The 19,061-nt window shown below is 32.9% G+C and carries 18 protein-coding genes and 1 other RNA gene; 1 reads left to right on the top strand and 18 read right to left on the bottom strand.

Features of this window, described 5'->3' with window-relative positions; all coding sequences use genetic code 11:
• Positions 1-8: 8 nt before the first annotated feature.
• Positions 9-707, top strand: coding sequence for a hypothetical protein (locus HNR33_RS01585; RefSeq protein WP_429079322.1), 699 nt, complete (start codon positions 9-11; stop codon positions 705-707).
• A 193-nt stretch (positions 708-900) separates the two neighbouring features.
• Here HNR33_RS01585 and HNR33_RS01590 read toward each other — a convergent pair whose 3' ends face one another.
• The 18 genes from HNR33_RS01590 to tpiA all read right to left on the bottom strand — a co-directional run bounded on the left by HNR33_RS01590 (position 901) and on the right by tpiA (position 19,050).
• Positions 901-1,086, bottom strand: coding sequence for a hypothetical protein (locus tag HNR33_RS01590; protein WP_429079323.1), 186 nt, complete (start codon positions 1,084-1,086; stop codon positions 901-903).
• A gap of 181 nt (positions 1,087-1,267) precedes the next feature.
• Entirely contained in the window at positions 1,268-1,495 is a 228-nt protein-coding gene (locus HNR33_RS01595) for an ATP-binding protein (protein WP_429079550.1), read from the bottom strand.
• A 288-nt stretch (positions 1,496-1,783) separates the two neighbouring features.
• Positions 1,784-2,518 (bottom strand): helix-turn-helix transcriptional regulator, encoded by a 735-nt coding sequence (locus HNR33_RS01600; RefSeq protein ID WP_429079324.1) that lies wholly within the window; start codon positions 2,516-2,518, stop codon positions 1,784-1,786.
• A complete protein-coding gene (locus HNR33_RS01605; RefSeq protein WP_429079325.1) occupies positions 2,443-2,763 on the bottom strand; it encodes a hypothetical protein in 321 nt (106 codons plus the stop codon). The genes HNR33_RS01600 and HNR33_RS01605 overlap by 76 nt, the downstream gene beginning before the upstream one ends.
• Positions 2,764-2,968: 205 nt before the next feature.
• Positions 2,969-3,316, bottom strand: a transfer-messenger RNA (tmRNA) gene (gene ssrA / locus HNR33_RS01610).
• Positions 3,317-3,381: 65 nt separating this feature from the next.
• Positions 3,382-3,849: an SsrA-binding protein SmpB gene (gene smpB, locus HNR33_RS01615; RefSeq protein ID WP_429079326.1), complete on the bottom strand. Its 468-nt coding sequence runs from the start codon at positions 3,847-3,849 to the stop codon at positions 3,382-3,384.
• 54 nt (positions 3,850-3,903) lie between these two features.
• A complete protein-coding gene (uvrC, locus tag HNR33_RS01620) occupies positions 3,904-5,022 on the bottom strand; it encodes an excinuclease ABC subunit UvrC (protein ID WP_429079327.1) in 1,119 nt (372 codons plus the stop codon).
• 93 nt (positions 5,023-5,115) lie between these two features.
• On the bottom strand, positions 5,116-5,811 hold the full coding sequence (locus HNR33_RS01625; protein WP_429079328.1) for a TrkA C-terminal domain-containing protein: 696 nt from the start codon (positions 5,809-5,811) through the stop codon (positions 5,116-5,118).
• 109 nt (positions 5,812-5,920) lie between these two features.
• Positions 5,921-8,038, bottom strand: coding sequence for a ribonuclease R (rnr, locus tag HNR33_RS01630; RefSeq protein WP_429079329.1), 2,118 nt, complete (start codon positions 8,036-8,038; stop codon positions 5,921-5,923).
• 20 nt (positions 8,039-8,058) lie between these two features.
• A complete protein-coding gene (locus HNR33_RS01635) occupies positions 8,059-8,610 on the bottom strand; it encodes an HD domain-containing protein (RefSeq protein WP_429079330.1) in 552 nt (183 codons plus the stop codon).
• Positions 8,611-8,867: 257 nt separating this feature from the next.
• Positions 8,868-10,034 carry a D-alanine--D-alanine ligase family protein gene (locus HNR33_RS01640; RefSeq protein WP_429079331.1) on the bottom strand — a complete coding sequence of 389 codons (1,167 nt, stop codon included), beginning with the start codon at positions 10,032-10,034 and terminating at the stop codon, positions 8,868-8,870.
• Positions 10,035-10,098: 64 nt separating this feature from the next.
• A complete protein-coding gene (locus HNR33_RS01645) occupies positions 10,099-11,745 on the bottom strand; it encodes a UDP-N-acetylmuramoyl-tripeptide--D-alanyl-D-alanine ligase (protein WP_429079332.1) in 1,647 nt (548 codons plus the stop codon).
• A gap of 59 nt (positions 11,746-11,804) precedes the next feature.
• Complete coding sequence (locus HNR33_RS01650) at positions 11,805-12,569, bottom strand: alpha/beta fold hydrolase (protein WP_429079333.1); 765 nt, start codon at positions 12,567-12,569, stop codon at positions 11,805-11,807.
• A 231-nt stretch (positions 12,570-12,800) separates the two neighbouring features.
• Complete coding sequence (locus HNR33_RS01655) at positions 12,801-14,816, bottom strand: sodium-translocating pyrophosphatase (protein ID WP_429079334.1); 2,016 nt, start codon at positions 14,814-14,816, stop codon at positions 12,801-12,803.
• Positions 14,817-14,844: 28 nt separating this feature from the next.
• Positions 14,845-15,075: a preprotein translocase subunit SecG gene (secG, locus tag HNR33_RS01660; RefSeq protein ID WP_429079335.1), complete on the bottom strand. Its 231-nt coding sequence runs from the start codon at positions 15,073-15,075 to the stop codon at positions 14,845-14,847.
• Between the two features lie 161 nt (positions 15,076-15,236).
• On the bottom strand, positions 15,237-16,532 hold the full coding sequence (gene eno / locus HNR33_RS01665; protein WP_429079336.1) for a phosphopyruvate hydratase: 1,296 nt from the start codon (positions 16,530-16,532) through the stop codon (positions 15,237-15,239).
• Between the two features lie 43 nt (positions 16,533-16,575).
• Positions 16,576-18,111 (bottom strand): 2,3-bisphosphoglycerate-independent phosphoglycerate mutase, encoded by a 1,536-nt coding sequence (gene gpmI, locus HNR33_RS01670; protein ID WP_429079337.1) that lies wholly within the window; start codon positions 18,109-18,111, stop codon positions 16,576-16,578.
• A gap of 192 nt (positions 18,112-18,303) precedes the next feature.
• Positions 18,304-19,050, bottom strand: coding sequence for a triose-phosphate isomerase (gene tpiA, locus HNR33_RS01675; RefSeq protein ID WP_429079338.1), 747 nt, complete (start codon positions 19,048-19,050; stop codon positions 18,304-18,306).
• Positions 19,051-19,061 lie beyond the last annotated feature (11 nt).

Raw genomic sequence — 19,061 nt, forward strand, 5'->3', positions numbered from 1 at the left:
GTGAGGATATGAGGGATATCATACTTTCAACTGCTGCATTTTGTTTATGGAACATTGAAGCACCAGAAAAACTTAAAATAAGCAAGGATTTAAAGTTTGAAAATATACAAATAGCCTTAAGTACTGAAAAGATGCTTCGTAAATTACTAAAATATTTAAACTGTTCCTTGGAAATGCACTCATTTCAAAAAATTTCAATTCATGCTCCCTGGTGTGGTGTAGTTTATGCGGAAAATAGCAGAACACAACGAATACTAAAAGATATTATTCAAGTTTCAAAGATAATTCATGTAGATAAAGTAATATTTAGAATAGATTGTATAGAAGATATAACCCCTATATTAGAATCAGGACTACCTATATGTCTTGAGAATTCAAATAAGATTGGTTGCTGGGAGAAACTTAGAAGCATAGCTCAAAAATATGACTTTCCATTAGCATTAAATGTAAACAGAGCTTTAAGAGGATATAATTATTTAGATGATTTTATTGCTAAATTCAGCTCTAGAGTTGACAGGATCTTAGTCAGTGGCTATGATGCTAACAACGGAAGAATGCCGCTATTATCAGCAAACCAGCTCTATTTATTAGAAAAAGTAAGAAAAATTGAAGCTCCACTAGTTTTAGAAGGTCTTTTTGAACCTGGAGATATAGATGCCATTGTAACAGAAAGATGTGAAGTAAAAAAATTTGTTTATGGATTATGAACATATAGTGAAACTTCCAAAAAAATCAAACAGACAAACTCAGCTTGATGTCCTCTATATCTAGAAAGTAGTGGACATCAAGATAATTAATTCTTCTAATGTATATCTATCTTATGTTCATTAAATATATCTTTTGTTCTAATTTATTTACTTATTGCAATTCATACATAGGTGGTAAAAAATCAATATGTTGTCATTCACCATCTATTTTGACAGCAATCTTATATGTCTCCTTACCTTTATATGAGAAATCTAGCTTAGCAGCTTCTGAACCATGCCCAGGACCTGTTTCAAGACCAGCTAGTTCAAAAACTAGTTTAAACGCTAGATACCCATCCTGAAGAATTAGAAAGCCTTTCAACAAGTACGTTATATGCACTATGAAAATTGCTCCCTCCAATATTATCCATGATTATCCATAGCCTTCTTAATAGTTTATACTTCTTCACTATCACTCATATTAGGCTTAATAATATCAGTTGCAACTTTTCTAGTCTCTTCCTGATGTAACTTTTGGTATAGTTAATTATTTATATGGATATACTGCCTAATGTTTCGAATTATTTCTCTGGTAATTTCACAATAAAAGATGTATCAACTCCCAAATTGCTTCTAGCATAGATTTTGCCATCATATTTTTCAACAATTGATTTTGCTATAGCTAGCCCTAATCCATAGCCTCCACTTTCTCCAGTACGAGAAGAATCTTCACGATAAAATCTTTCGAATACTCTATCAATGTTTTCTGGAAAAATACCTTTTCCTGTATTTTTTATTTCTATTTCTATAGTATTTTTTTCAAGATTAAACTTGCAGAAATTACCCCATTACAAGGTGTATTCTTTATCGCATTATCTACTAATATGTTAAATAATCGCTCTAAACTATCTTTGTCACCAGAAAACAATATATCCTCTTGAATATTCATATATAATGGAGATTACTAAGAAGCAAGGGTGAATGGTAATAAGAACTAAAAAGAATACTTATATTGTGCCATTGTTAATATAAAATATCTTTTGTTATTTTGCGTTCTTTTTATTTTCTTGCTGTCTATCGTGAAAATAAACCTGCGATTATGACTTCCGCACTGGTCTGATATACTTAAAAAACCGTTCCGGATTATGATAAAAGTAAATTATTCTACCGGGAGAAGTATCAAAGCAGTAACCGGTGCCTGCAAAATCAAAAGTTGCCATTGCCTTTTCAATCTTTTCCTCTACACTACGATTTTCCTGCTCATAATCGAATGACCCATGTTCAAAAACAATATACTCGGCTTCGGGAACATCAATCATAAGCATTTGTGGTGGTACTTCGCCTTTATAATCAAAAGGAAGACGTGCACCATAACACTCTGTACGTGGAATACCCCAATCGCAGAGTCTGCCGTCCGGTTCATTGACGTATGCCATAATCTGACCGCTGCCGCTGTTAGATTCGCTCCCACCATCGTCATCCAATTTGCCCTTGATACTATCGAGTAAGCCGCAAATTGTTTCACAGTCCTGCCCCGGAATAAGACTTTGCTTTTGCCAAAAATCCCAATACCCATTACTCTCATAGTTTTTAATGTGCAAAAATTTGTGTGCGGGAATGGTTACAAAATAAATTTTAACATCATCTGTAGATTTCATCATACTAATCTCTCCCAATCCTAAAAAGTAGCGGTCGAAAGGGTTTATTTTTGTACGAAGAACGACAGGCTTAGACTTTTTTCGGTATTCACTTGGAGTTACACCATATGATCCCTTGAAAGATCTGGTAAAAGCTTCATGTGATGAAAAACCATAATCAAAAGCAATGTCCAAAATGTTTTTTTCACTATCCCGAACCTCTTTAGTGCAAAGGCTAACTTTCTAAGCCGCAAATAATCTCTAAACTGCATACCCAATATTTCCTTAAATTTTCTGGTAGTATGAAATTCAGAATAACCCAATTTGTGAGAAAGAAATCGTAGCGTTAGTGCTTCATCGTGATGATGTCTGATACACTCGTCAATTTCATCAACGATTATTTGGATTTGCTTATGCCACTCGTACATTCGTCTGCTCACCTCGTTTCAATCACCCTATAACAATTATAGCGTAATGGAAATTACATTGCTTGATTTTACTTGCGGAAATCAATGTTTTCTTTTGCGCCAAAGATTATATAAATAATCTGAAATTCAAATGTTCTCTTGTCTAATTGTTTTTAGTATAACATAAACAATCAGGCTAAAACAGATACATTCCGTATCCATTTTAGCCTGATAACTTTGGTGGAGACGGTGGGAGTCGAACCCACGTCCGAAAGCACTTCATAAAGAGCTTCTCCGAGTGCAGTTACTGATTTGTAATTCGCCTCATAAAGCGTCCAGCAACAGACTCTCTAATCAGCTATCCCCAATTTATCCACTCTAGGTCGGAGAACCCCTAAAGTAGTTCCCTGCTTACTTGACGCCTAGCTTCCAGCGGGCAGGACCGTTAGAGTAGACGAGCTGCGCTTAGGCAGCTAATGCGTAATTATCGTTTGCGTTTAATTTTTGTTGCCACTTTTAGCGTTGTTTGGCGACAACGACTCGCTACTCTTTACTCTATACCCCCGTCGAAACCATTTTCGCCCCCGAGATATATTAATTAAGAATTAGAAATTCATAATTATAATTACAATTTTATTGCTAGTAATATTATCAGTACTTTTCACTTAGATGTTTTTGCATTCTTCTTTCAGCATCTTTTTTAGCTATATCCTGTCTCTTATCATATAGTTTCTTACCTTTTGCTATAGATAATTCAATTTTCACCTTACCATTCTTCAAATATGCACTTAATGGCACCAATGAGTAACCTTGTTGAGTAATATATCCTATCAGTTTCCTAATTTCTCTTTTATGGAGTAATAGCTTTCTTTTTCTTAAAGGATCAACATTGTATATGTTTCCTTGTTCATAAGGGCTTACATGCATTCCACAGACATAAACCTCTCCATCTTCAATCACAGCATAGCTTTCTTTTAGATTAACCTTACCTTGTCTAAAAGATTTAACCTCAGTTCCAGTCAATGCTATTCCTGTCTCAAAAGCCTCTTCTATGAAAAAGTCATGTCTCGCTTTTCTATTAGTAGCTAATATCTTACCTTCATGTTTACCTTTGCTCATAATATCACCATCATCCTTATTAAGTGCAAATCTAATTATAACAAAAAATGCTGATTATGTCAACTTTAAAGTTGAATCGTCAAGCATCATTTGTTCTAGTATAACGATAATCCTTTCTACAGTCAAGTCTATAGTTTTTTCAATACTATCTATATGTTCTATTCTGATATATATTCCATTTTCATTCAATAACCATCTATCTATAATATGAGCTTCATCAACATCTTCTTTTGCAACTCCATCAACTGATATTGCCGCCTCTCTTAATCCTGCATAGTATTTATTCATAAATTCTTTGATTTCTTTATTAAAACCATGGTTATTTTTACTTAGACTCTTCAAATGAAATTTTCCTAGAACTTTACCATTGCGTATATAAAATAAATAATTAATACTGTTTTCGTCAGTTAAAAAAGCTATTATATCACTATCTATAGTTGCATGCGTTATAGCTCTCTGCTTTATCACCATGTGTTTTATCATAGAATTCTTATCTCTATAAAGTGCAGCCTTTTCAAACTGCATGTTTTTTGATGCATCTATCATCTTTTTCTCAGTTATTTTGATTAGTTCTTCATTTTTCCCATCAAGAAGTAGAATCACTTCATTTACTATTTCATTATACTCTTTTACAGTAATATTCCCACTACATGGGCCTATACATTTCTTTATGTAATAATTAAGACATGGTTTATTTTTATCATTATTTAAATTTCTATTACATCTTCTTATAGGAAAAATATCTTTTATAAACTCTAATGCTTCAGTTATAAAATGAGTCTTAGAAAATGGTCCGTAGTATCTCCCATCAGTATCTAAATCCATTTCCATTATAATCCTTGGAAATTTTTCGTCAGTTATCTTAATATATTTATAGTTTTCGAAGTTCTTAAGCATTGCATTATATCTAGGTTTATATTTTTTAATAAGCTTATTCTCTAGTATAAGGGCTTCAAGTTCAGTATCCGTTACTATATAGTCAAAATCATTTAGAACAACTTTCATTTCTTCTATCTTTGGAGGATGCTTTCTAGATTTTTGAAAGTATTGCCTTACTCTTTTAGTTAAGTTTTTTGCTTTACCTACATAAATAATATTGCCGTTTACATCCTTCATCAAATATATACCAGGATTTGTAGGTACTTTTTTCAATTTATCTTTAAAGTCTTTCATATTATTCCCCTCTTATTCGTATATTACAATTATATCAAATAAGCTGAGGCTATTCACTCACCAAAGTATAGAAAAATATTTACTTATCATTGTTCAATTTGCTGCTGCTTTATCTAGCTTATATTGATTAACAACTAGTTCTTTAATATTGACTAATTTTCCATAAACCGTAACTCTATCCCCTTGCATAAATACAGAGCTTCCTTTTGGAAAATGTATTATATATGATCCTCTATCAATATTTAATACTTGTATATCTATGCGCGTCAGCTTTGCTTCACCTAGAGACATCCCTATTAGTCTATTACCCTCTTCAATAACGAACTCTGCTACACCATATTCTTCATTTAAGTTCAATACTTCTTCAACTGTTCTATATTTTCTCATTTTCTTCATTTTAGTACGAAGCTGTTTTTCAATCAAAGATTCTAATCTTCTAACCAGCCATTTATTTCTTATAAAAACTAGTATAACAGTTAGAATTATAATAACAGTTATAGCCATATAAAGAAGCTTATTATCACTTTGAAGTATATTAACTACTAAGCCTATAATAGTAGCATATCCTACATAACTTATTAACATAAGCATCTGGGCAATACTTCTTCTAGTTTGATGTTGTGCTATAAGCTCGGACTCTTTAGTGGTAAATCCAGTATTAGTTATAATAGATATAACTTGAAACCTTGCTTTCTCAATATTTAAACCTGTTAGCTTTAATGCAATAGACAAAACTTCAACTATAAATACTAAAATGGCAAGTATCAAAAAACCTGTGATTATACTCATCCGCCTCTCCCCCTCAAAAGCAAATAAAAAAACAAGGCTAACTATATGAGACAATCAGAATGCATTTGTTTATGACTGTTTCTGTATAATAGTTACCCTTAACTGCGCACTAATCTTCAATTATAATAAAATCAATTTGTTTATTAATTACATCAGTCTTTACAACTCTTATCTTTACAATATCGCCTATTCTGTATGTTTTCTTAGTTCTTTCACCAATAAAGCAGTAATTTAGTTGGTCATGTTGATAATAGTCATCTACAAGTGTGCTTACATGTACTAAACCTTCTATGGTATTGTCAAGCTCAACAAATATTCCAAATGGCATTACACCTGAGATTATTCCTTCGTGTTCTTCGCCGATTCTCTCAGACATATATTCCACTTTCTTTAAATCATCTGTCTCTCGTTCAGCTTCATCTGCAACTCTTTCTCTCACTGAGGTTTGTTCAGCTACCCTCGGCAAATTCAATCTTAACTTCTCAATTTTTTCCTCTGTCATTTTACCACTGATAAATTCTTTGATAATTCTATGTATCTGTAAGTCAGGATATCTTCTTATTGGCGAAGTAAAATGACAATAGTATTGAGCAGCTAAACCAAAGTGGCCTTCCGCCTCTGCACTGTATCTAGCTTTCTTAAGTGATCTAAGCATCAGAGTATTAATGACTGTTTCTTCTCTAGTACCCTCGATTTTCTTAAGTAATGCTTGAAGCTCCTTTGGGTGGATTTCTTGGGAACCCTTTAAGTGATACCCAAAGTTATGAATAAATTTATTAAAATCGTTTATTCTATCTAGATCAGGATCCTCATGTATTCTATACAAAAAAGGAATGTCAGCCCAATACATGTATTCTGCAATTGTTTCATTACTTATCAGCATAAATTCTTCTATCATTCTATTAGCTATTCTTCTATCATATTTCTTTACTTCAATTGGCTTTCCATTTTCATCTAGAATTATTTTGGATTCTGGGAAGTCAAAATCAATGCTTCCTCGCTCTTCACGTCTTGCAGTTAGTACCTTACAAAGCTGTTCCATATGTGTTAAGTCATCTAATATGTGACTATATCTTCCTTTAATTTCTACATCATCTTTTTCGAGTAGATCTGAAATATCATCATACACAAGTCTCTCTTTACTTTGTATGACAGTTTCTGCTACTTTATGATCTACTACCTTACCTACTTTATTAATTTCCATAAAAATGCTCAGTGTAAGTCTAGGAACATTTGGATGCAAACTACATACTCCATTTGACAGCTTTTTAGGAAGCATAGGTATTACTCTATCTACTAAGTATACACTTGTTCCTCTTTTTAGAGCTTCTTTATCTAGTGGCGCATTTTCTTTTACATAATGTGTAACATCAGCTATATGAACTCCTAGCATATAATTACCATTATCCAGCTTTTCAATAGATACTGCATCATCTAAATCCTTTGCATCTGCACCATCTATTGTAAATATCATTTTATCTCTTAAGTCCATTCTACGACTAATTTCTTTTTTTGGTATCTCATCAGGTATTCGTTCTGCTTCTGCTATTACATTGTCTGGAAATTCTTCTGGTAATCCATATTTTTTTATTATAGCTAATATGTCGTTGCCTACTTCGTTTTTATGTCCAAGTATATCAATTATTTTTCCTTCTGGATTACGTCTTTTTTCTGGCCATTTAGCTATTTCTACAATAACTATTTGGTCAGTTTTTGCTTTTCCTATTTCTGATTTAGGTATAAATATATCCATGTTAAGCCTAGTGTCGTTTGGAACAACAAATCCAAAGTTTCTACTGTTTTCAAATATACCAACTATAGTTTTATTTACTCTTTCTAATATCCTGATAACTTCTCCTTCTTGTCTTCTTCCTTCATTACTCTTGGATATAATTCTAGCTACAACCTTATCTCCATGAAGGGCTCCATTCATATCCTGCGCTGAAATAAATACATCGTTGAGTTCTTTATTTTCAGGGACAACAAATCCAAATCCTCTTTGATGTCCTTGTAGTCTTCCTACTACTAAATTCATTCTTTCTGGAATGCCATATCTATTTTTATGAGTTTTTATTATAAAGCCTTCATTTTCCATTTCATCAAGTATCTTAAAGAAATCTTTATAATCGCTACTCTCAATATTAAATGCTTGTGCAAGTTCTTCGCTTAGCATTGGCTTATACGCCTGCTCTTTCATAAATTCAACTATTTTTTCCTTAGTTTTCATAACATGCCTCCATTTAACTATTAAAGTCCCAAATCATCTTTTATTTTTCTCATTGAGTCCAACCCTATATGAATGAATTCTTCTAAGGTTAATCCAAATTCTTTACATGCATTGATTTGTTCTCTATTCGCACCTCTTGCAAAAGTCTTTTCTTTAAATCTGTTTAACACAAATTGCTCATCAATTAAATCTAGCTTCTTTTCAGGAGAAATCAATGCAGCAGCTACAATTAATCCTGTTAGTGGATCACAACTATATAACGCCTTATCAATCAAATCTTTTCGTTCTAGACCATGAACCTCATTATGAGCTTTTACAGCATATACTATATCCTCAGAGTATCCAAGCTTCTTAAGAATTTCACCTCCAACTATACTATGTCTCTGTGGGTCATCTACAGTTTTATCATAGTCTATGTCATGAACCAACCCTGCAATACCCCATGTATCAGCATCTTCTTCAAATCTTTCAGCTAATCCTCTCATGATTGCTTCAGTTGCATACATATGCTTTAATAGGTTTTTATTCTTTATATTCTCTTTAACATGTTTTAAAGCAATGTCCCTATTCATAGAATTACCTCCTTTGTGTTTTTTTATTAATGCTCATTTGATTTTTTTGAATTTCAATTTGACTCTGCATAACTGATTAAATATTCTGTGTTCTATGTCTTATTCCATATTATAGCATAATATAAGGTTATAAAAAAAGACACGAATTAGAAATATTAGAACCTCCTAAAGTAAATTTTTATCACAGCCATTTTGCTGCATCTACTTTAGGAGGCTCATTTCGTAATATTCATGTCTTTTCGCTCTAAAATTAGTTATTATACTTTTTTAGCTTTTCCGCCAAATTCAATTCTCTTAAACAAATCAACATCATAAGAGTACATATTTTCATTCTTTTCTTTATGAGCTTCAATAGCTATTTCTAGCATTTCAGTTATAAGTTCTTTAAAAGATATTCCCATAGGTTCCCATAAGTAATATGCAATTGAACCTGGAAGAGTATTTATTTCATTCACATACACGTTGCCAGCATCATCAAGTAAAAAATCTATTCTAGCATTTCCTCTACAATCAATAGACATAAAAGCTTTTTTTGCAAGGTCTTGTATCTTTTCTGTTATATCTGCTGGCAAATCAGCTGGTATGTTTCTTCCTCCGATTTTGCTTCCTTTAGTATTACTATTAACATATTTATCTTCATATGTTAATAGATCTTTCCAACCAACTGGTTCTTCACATAACGATGCTTTCACTTTATCTTCATATCCTATTACTGCACAGTTTATTTCTCTAGGGTTTTCTATACTTTGTTCAACTATAATCTTTCTATCGTACCTAATAGCTATTTCAATAGCATCAATTAACTTCTCTCTATCTTTTGCTTTTGATATACCAACACTAGAACCAAGATTAGCTGGTTTTACAAACACAGGGTACCCTAGCTTGCTTTCAATTTCATTTATTATGCTATCCTTCTCACTATACCATCTTTTTCTGAAAAACCACATATAGTCAACTATTGGAAGATTGTACGATTTAAATACATCCTTCATCAATATCTTATCCATACCTACTGATGAGGCTAATACTCCACCACCTACATATGGTAAGTTAAGTAGTTCAAATACTCCTTGTAGTGAACCATCTTCACCATTTGTTCCATGAAGTGCTGGAAATATGACATCAATATCTTCTACAAGCTTCTTCCCTAAGAAACCTATAGTCTCAGGATGAGAATATATCTTATTATCATTATATACAGGAGTTAATATGACTTCTTTCAGATTTTTTAGGTTATTATTCTTAAAGTTTTTAAAGTTCATTAATGCTTCACCAGTATACCATTTACCTTCTTTATCTATATACACTGGTACAACCTCATATTTTGTTTTATCAATGTTTTCAATTATCTGCATACCTGTAATAACCGATACTTCATGCTCAACACTACGTCCACCGAAAAACACACCTACTTTTTTCTTCATACAGATCCTCCATTCTTCATTTAAATTAAATATGCTTTATCATATCAGGTACGAATATTGCTTTTTATTCATTATAGGTATCTGGTAGATCATTTTCAAATAATACTACATCTTTAGGTTTTACTATTGTCTGTAATACTTTTGATGCTTCATCTAAGCTACTCACAACAAAAATATTATCATTATTAAATCCTTTTTCAACTATTCCTTCATATATTGGCTTAGTTCTATTCTTGCCTACCAATATTACATAATCACATGCTTCTGATATATATCTTCCAAATTGTCTATTAGCTTCTTCTTCTTGCTCGCCAAGCTCTACCATTCCAGGAGTTACTATTATTTTTCTTCCATCTTTAAATTGGCTTATTACCTCTAATGCTGCTTTTGAGCTTACTGGATTGGAATTAAATGCATCATCAATAATTATAACACCTGTACCTGGATTAATTAACTGCAATCTGTGAGGCACTGGCTCAACCTTTTCTATACCTTTAGATATCTGCTCTAAGCTCAAACCTAATGCTTTTCCTACTGCAGCACCCGCTAATAAATTTGCTATATTATGCCTCCCTAGTAACTTTGTTCTACATTCAATAGAATTTCCTTCTTTATCTTTTAATATGAATGTTGAACCAGTTTCATTTACCTGAATATCTAACGCGAACAGGTCTAGGCTCTCTACTTCCTCCATACCATACAGTATCTTTTCTTTAAAAGTTTTGTCAGCAAGCTTTTTAACGTATTGATTATCATAGTTGAATATTGCAATTCCATCAGCAGGTAATTCCTCTATCAACTCATATTTTGTCTTCATAATATTATCTATATTTATAAATGTATCTAAATGTGTAGGTCCAATTGAAGTAATGATTCCTATCTGTGGATTAGCTAGCTCAGCCATCTCCTTAATATCACCTACATTTCTAGCGCCCATTTCTACGACAAATGCCTCATACTCATCGTTTAGAGTATTGTTTATTACTTTACTAACTCCCATTGGTGTATTATAGCTTTCTGGGGTTTTAAGTACATTATATTTTTCCTCTAATATCTTTGCAGTTACAAACTTTGTACTAGTCTTACCGTAACTTCCGGTTATACCTACTATTTTTAAGTCTTCAAAGCTTCTTACTTTATTATAAGCCATATCAAAGAAATGTTTATTTACACTTTTCTCAACAGGGGCAACTGCTATATTCCCTAGATATAACACATACGGTATAAAATAATATAATAATGCTGCAAACATAAGAATTATTGCATAGTATTCAACAAATCTACTAACTATCAGACTGTATACAGTCAAGAATATTCCAAGAAAAACTAAACATACTATAATCAATGAAGCTAAAAGTCTTTGCGCTCTTTTTGTATATATCAAATCTTTTTTAGCTTTTTCTTTTTTAAAATCTATAGATAAAATAATCAATATAGACCACAAAACAGGATAAATTAATTTTGCCATAATCCCATTAGTAGCTAAAGTTACAATACCTAGAACTAATGAAACTGCAACAATTAAATTCATTTTACTTGTGAAAACCCTATATCTAAATTCCTTTATCCAATTCAAATAATTGTTATTTTTATATCCTTCAAGTTGCATCATATGAAGCATAAATCTACTTCTTAAGTAAAATGCAGTTCCCCACACTAAAATGGTTAATATTGCAACTCCTGCCGTCATTAAGCCGCTAATTCCACTCATTTATTTCACTCTCCCTAATTGCCTACTTTTTTATACTTCTCATTATTAATGATATAATTTTATTTTGAACTTAAAAAGCTATCAATAATAACTTTAAATCTACTGTATTGATCTAGATAAGAATAATGTCCAGCATTATCAAGTACTACAAGACCACTTCCTTTTATCTCTTTTTCCATGATTTCTCCCATATATAAAGGTGTTGCATCATCGTCTCTTCCCCATATCAATAAAGTAGAAGCTTTTATTCCACCTAACAATGGTCTTAAGTTGTCGTTAACTACTCTTACCATTATCTTTCTCATTATACCTGAAGCCTCCCTATAATCAGTTGATCCAAACTTTTTATAAAACTTCTCCATCCGCTCCTTGCTATCTGTCCAGAAAAACATATTGTTATACAGAAACTTCAATGTCTTAAATGTATAGACCTTAGAATAGTATTTTATAGTCCTTTTAGGGATAAGACCTGCACTATCTATTAAGATCATTTTTTTTATAAGTTCATGATATTTATTCGCTAATATAATAGATACTCTACCACCATGTGAATGTCCTATAAGAATTACTTCTTTCATATTCATAGCATCAATAAATTTTTTTGTTATATCAGCAAAGTCATATGAATTCCATACGTCTTTAGGTTGATCGCTCTTTCCGTGGCCAGGTAAATCAATAGCGTATACTTTAAATCGATCTTTCAAGTGGTTAAATATAGGCATAACAGTATCTATATTAGCACCCCATCCATGTACTATAAGGATATTTTCTCCTTCTCCTTCACATATGTAGTTAACGCCTATATCATCAATATCTATTTTCATATGTACCATCCTATCTAATTATTATCTTATTTACTCTATTATTATATTTAACATATACTAAGTATGACTATACTTAACTAAAAAAACTATGCATTTTTCATATAAGATTATATCAGAACTCTAATAATTATACCACAACTCGTGAAGTTAGCATATCCTATTATAAAATTATACTGTAATTTAAAAGAGACAATTCATCTGAATTGTCTCTCTCTTAATGTAATTTATGTTCTAGAATAGGTTTACTAGTAATCCACCAACTTTTAAGAATAATGGCGCAAATACTAGAGCAACTATTGTCATAAGCTTAATAAGAATATTAATAGATGGTCCTGATGTATCTTTGAATGGGTCCCCTACTGTATCACCAACAACTGCTGCTTTGTGAGCTTCGCTACCTTTTCCACCGTGATTGCCTTCTTCGATGTACTTCTTAGCATTATCCCATGCTCCACCAGCGTTAGCCATAAATATAGCCATAAGAACTCCAGTTACTAGTGCACCAGCTAACAGTCCACCTAAAGCTTCTGTTCCTAAGATTATACCAGTAGCTACAGGTGCTAACACTGCAATTAATCCTGGTATCATCATTTCTTTTAACGCTGCTGTTGTACTTATATCAACACAGTTTCTATAGTCTGGCTTAGCTTTTCCTTCCATTAATCCAGGAATAGTTTTAAATTGTCTTCTTACTTCTTCAATCATACTAAATGCTGCTTTTCCAACAGCTTTCATAGTAATAGCTGAGAATAGGAATGGTAACATACCACCTATTAATAAACCTGCTATTACAGTTGGTCTTGTTAAATCTATGCTTGATAGATTTACTGCTTGTGTATAAGAAGCAAATAATGCTAAAGCTGTTAATGCAGCTGAACCTATAGCAAATCCTTTACCTATAGCTGCAGTTGTATTACCAACAGCATCTAATTTATCAGTTACTTTACGAACTTCTTTAGGTAATTCACTCATTTCTGCGATACCACCAGCGTTATCAGCAATAGGACCATAAGCATCTACTGCTATTGTCATACCTGCTGTTGATAACATACCTACTGCTGCAAGTGCTATACCGTATAATCCTTGCGTAGTATCTGCTGCTCCTCCAGCAGCATAGAATGCAACTAATATGCCTGCTGCAATAACTATAATAGGCCATGCAGTAGACATCATCCCCACTGATAATCCACCTATTATGTTTGTAGAGCTTCCAGTTTCAGAGTCATCTGCAATCCCTTGAACTGGTTTATAATCTCCTGAAGTATAATACTCAGTAAATCTAGCTATAATTAAACCTACTGCTAAACCTGCAACTATTGCAATAAATGGTTTGTATGAACCTAATAAAGAATTACTTAAGAAAAATGCAACTACTATTGTTAAAAGTGCACTAGCCATAGTACCCATGTTTAGTGCTTTATGTGGGTCTGAACCTTCTTTTCCTTTAACAAAAAATGTACCTATTATTGATGCTACAATACCTGTAGCAGCCAATAATAATGGGAATATTGCTCCATTAACATCAAAAGCTACTATACCTAATGTTATAGCAGAAATAATTGAACCAACATATGATTCAAATAAGTCAGCTCCCATACCAGCAACGTCTCCAACATTGTCTCCAACGTTATCAGCAATAACTGCTGGGTTCCTTGGGTCATCTTCTGGAATACCAGCTTCAACCTTACCAACTAAGTCAGCTCCGACGTCAGCAGCTTTTGTATATATGCCTCCACCAACACGTCCAAAAAGAGCTATTGATGAAGCACCAAGTCCAAAACCAGTTATGATAGCTGGATCGCCTATTATCATATATAATGTTCCAATTCCTAATAGACCTAATCCAACAACAGACATTCCCATTACTGCTCCACCTGAAAACGCAACGTTTAATGCTTGATTCATTCCTGATTCTTTAGCTGCGTTAGCAGTTCTTACGTTAGCTTTAGTAGCCACTTTCATGCCGAAAAATCCTGCTAGTGCTGAGAATACAGCTCCGATTAAGAAACATACTGCAGTCAATATATCTATACCTATTGCAAGAACAATAAATAATACAACAACAAAAATTGCTAATGTCTTATATTCTCTTGATAAGAAAGCCATAGCTCCGTCTTGAATGTAAGATGAAATCTCTTTCATTCTTTCGGTACCTACATCAACTTTGTTAATTACCGATGCTTTATACAGCGCAAATAACAAAGCAATAACACCAACTATTGGTGCTAATATTACGAATGTGTTCATCTGATTACCTCCTTGGTGATATTGAGTTTTATTGTAATGCTGTAAGAACTAATGCAGATATTACAAATACTATTGCTGAGATAGTTGTAAGCTTACTAAGTAATCCTTCGTAGCTTCTGCCTTTGTTTTTCCCCCATATGCTCTCTGCGCCACCACCTATAGTTCCTGATAGACCTGCGCTTTTTCCTGATTGCAATAATATACTAGCTATAAGTGCTAAACTTGATAGGACAATAAGTACTGTAAATAATATATTCATATTTCCACCTCCCGTCTTGTAATAAACAAAATTATTTTAACATAGTAATATTATAAAATCAACAAGTATTTACTTCTTTACAATTAATAACCGAATAATATAGGTCTTACTATACCTATATTATTCGGTTTATGTCCAAATATCATACGTTTATGCTTAATTTATCTTTCTTTAATATTATAAAAAACTTCTTTGCCTCTATACTGACTTACTTCACCTAGCATATCTTCTATTCTAAGTAATTGGTTATATTTAGCAACTCTATCGGATCTAGATGGTGCACCAGTTTTTATTTGTCCTGAATTTACTGCAACAACTAGATCAGCTATAGTTGAGTCTTCAGTTTCACCTGATCTATGTGATATAACTGCCGTATATCCTGCTCTTTTAGCCATTTCTATAGCGTCAAGAGTTTCTGTGATAGTTCCTATTTGATTTAGCTTAATAAGTATTGAGTTAGCTACTCCTTTTTTAATACCACTTTCTAATCTATTAGTATTAGTAACAAATAAATCATCACCTACTAGCTGAACTCTAGCTCCTAGTCTTTCAGTTATAAGCTTCCATCCTTCCCAATCTTCTTCATCAAGCCCATCTTCTATTGAAATTATAGGATATTTATCAACTAAACTTGTATAGAATTCTATTAACTGTATTGATGTAAGCTCTTTACCTTCTCCAGCCAATTTATATATCTTAGTATTCTTGTCATAAAGCTCAGTAGCTGCAACATCTAAAGCTAGATATACATCTTCTCCTGGCTTGTAGCCTGCCTTTTCAATTGCTTCAACAATAGTAGCTAATGCTTCTTCATTTGATTTTAAGTTTGGTGCGAATCCACCTTCATCTCCTACTGCAGTATTTAGACCTTTATCTTTTAAAACCTTCTTAAGATTATGGAATATTTCTGCCCCCATTCTTAATGCTTCTCTAAAGTTTGAAGCACCAACTGGCATTACCATAAATTCTTGTATGTCTACGTTATTATCGGCATGCTTTCCGCCATTTAGTATGTTCATCATAGGAACTGGTAAGGTTTTTGAATTAACCCCACCTAAGTATTGATATAACGGTAAACCAAGTGCATCTGCCGCAGCTTTTGCTACTGCCATAGAAACACCTAATATTGCATTAGCTCCTAACTTTCCTTTGTTCTCTGTTCCATCTAATTCTATCATTCTCATGTCTATACCTACTTGATCTAATGCATCCATTCCAATTATTTCAGGTGCAATTATTTCATTTACATTATCTACAGCCTTCATTACACCTTTTCCTAAATATCTATTTTTATCATCGTCTCTTAACTCTACTGCTTCAAATGCTCCTGTAGAAGCTCCTGAAGGCACTGCTGCTCTACCATAAGCATCACTTTCGGTCCAAACCTCAACTTCAATAGTTGGATTTCCTCTTGAATCAAGTATCTCTCTTGCATATATGTCAGTTATCATAGTCATAGTATTTACCTCCTCGTATTTTTCAAACATACAAATTTTTAAGTTATTTTCTTATAATTAGCGAATTTCCTGTCATTTCCCGGGGAATTTCAATGTTCATCATGTTTAAAAGCGTTGGGGCTATATCTGCTAGTATACCTTCCCTTAATTTAATATCACCTTCACCAATGATAATACAAGGTACTTTATGAGTAGTATGAGCTGTAAGTTTGTCACCTGTATCTTCGTCTTTCATCTCTTCTGCATTTCCATGATCAGCAGTAACTAGAGCCTTACCACCTATGTTTTGAATTTCTTTAACTATTTCTCCGAGACAAGCATCTACTGTTTCAATAGCTTTAATAGTAGCTTCTATATCTCCAGTATGCCCTACCATATCTGGATTTGCAAAATTAAGCACCATAAAATCATACTGTTTACTTCTAAGTCTATTAAGCACTTCATCTTTTACTTCAATAGCACTCATTTCGGGTTTCAAGTCATATGTTGCAACTTTGGGAGAAGGTATGAGCACTCTGTCCTCACCATCGCTAGGTTTTTCCACTCCACCATTAAAAAAGAAGGTAACATGAGCGTATTTTTCTGTTTCCGCTATTCTAAGCTGTTTCATTCCTTGAGAGCTTAAATACTCACCTAGTGTGTTTCGATACATTTGAGGCTTAAATGCTATTATAACATTTTCAATAGTTTTGTCATATTGTGTCATGCATACATAATGAGTTTTTACTTTTTTCGATCTTTCAAATCCATCAAATTCTTTATCAACAAATGCTCTTGTAATTTCTCTCGCTCTATCAGGCCTGAAATTAAAAAATATTATTGAGTCTTTATCTTCAACGGTTGCGATAGGCTTGTTATTTTTTACAATTACTGAAGGTAAAACAAATTCATCAGTTGTATTATCTGAATAAGAGCTATTAATAATCTCTGCCGATGAACCACCCGTTACACCTTTACCAAGTGTCATAGCATCATATGCTTTCTGAACTCTGTCCCATCTTTTGTCTCTATCCATAGCATAATATCTTCCTGATATTGAAGCTATATGACCAATGCCAATCTCATTAAGTTTATCTTCAAGCTGTTTTAGATATCCTTTTGCACTTTGTGGTGGAACATCCCTTCCATCAAGAAAACAGTGAATATATACATCCTTTAGTCTATGTTTTTTTGCTAACTCAATTAGTGCATATAGATGGGTATTGTGACTATGAACTCCTCCATCAGATAACAGGCCCATTAAATGTAGCTTCGAATTATTTCTCTTACATTTTTCTATAGCATCTAAGAATTCCTGCTTAGAGAAAAATTCTTCATTCTCTATAGATTTGCTTATTCTAGTCAATTCTTGATATACTATCCTTCCAGCTCCTATATTCAGATGACCTACCTCAGAATTGCCCATCTGACCACTTGGAAGTCCTACTGATAACCCACTTGCTTCTAAAGAAGTACTTGGATAGTTTTCTAGTAGTCTTTTATAATTAGGTGTCTTTGCTTTAATTATAGCATTACCATCATAATTTTTTCCTAAACCCCAGCCATCTAATATAATAATTGCTACTAAGTTCTTTGACATTATTACCTCTCCTTATAAGTGAAACTTAATTCAGATAGAGCTTTTTCTTTGCACAAATTTACACTCTGTGTAAGTAACTAACTAGAAATCGAAGATTTCTGTTGTCTGTCTATAATTGTATCTATCCATAAGCTGTACAATTCTTAACTCTCATTTATAGAAGTTAGAGTGCAAGAATCGTAAGCGGTGGGACTAAAACTTGATAAGTTCAACAAAATCCTCAGACTTTAAGCTAGCTCCACCTACTAAAGCGCCATCTATGTCAGACTGATTCATGATTTCTGTTATATTTGCTGGTTTTACACTGCCGCCATATTGAATTCTTATTTCTTCTGATATGTCAACTCCGTATATATCTTCTACTATCTGCCTTATATAAGAAACCATTTCGTTTGCATCTTCGCTTGAAGCTGTTTTACCAGTTCCTATTGCCCATATCGGTTCATAAGCTATCACTATATTAGTCATGTCTTTTGCTTCTATATCTTTAAAGCCTTTTACTATCTGCTTCTTAACAACTTCTTTTTCATTACCTGATTCTCTTTGATCTAGTGCTTCTCCCACACATACTATTGGCTTTATATGGTGAGCCAATGCTGTTTTTATCTTGTTATTTACTGTTTCATCTGTCTCGTTGAAATATTGTCTTCTTTCAGAATGTCCAATTATACAATAGTCAACTCCTATTTCATTAAGCATATCAGCAGATATTTCGCCAGTAAAAGCTCCACTTTCTTCCCAATGCATATTCTGTGCGCCAAGCTTAAGTTTTGTACCATCTATTTGCTTTTTTATTTGGCTTAAAGCAGTATATGGAGCACAAACTACTACCTCAACATCTGTTTCGTTTGTTATATCTTTAATCTTATTCACCAATTCAACAGCTTCTTTAATAGTCTTATTCATTTTCCAGTTACCAGCTATAATTGGTATTCTCATAAGATACCCTC

Origin of the sequence: Brassicibacter mesophilus, assembly GCF_050433385.1 — a bacterium.
GTDB classification, from domain to species: domain Bacteria; phylum Bacillota; class Clostridia; order Tissierellales; family Proteiniboraceae; genus Brassicibacter; species Brassicibacter mesophilus.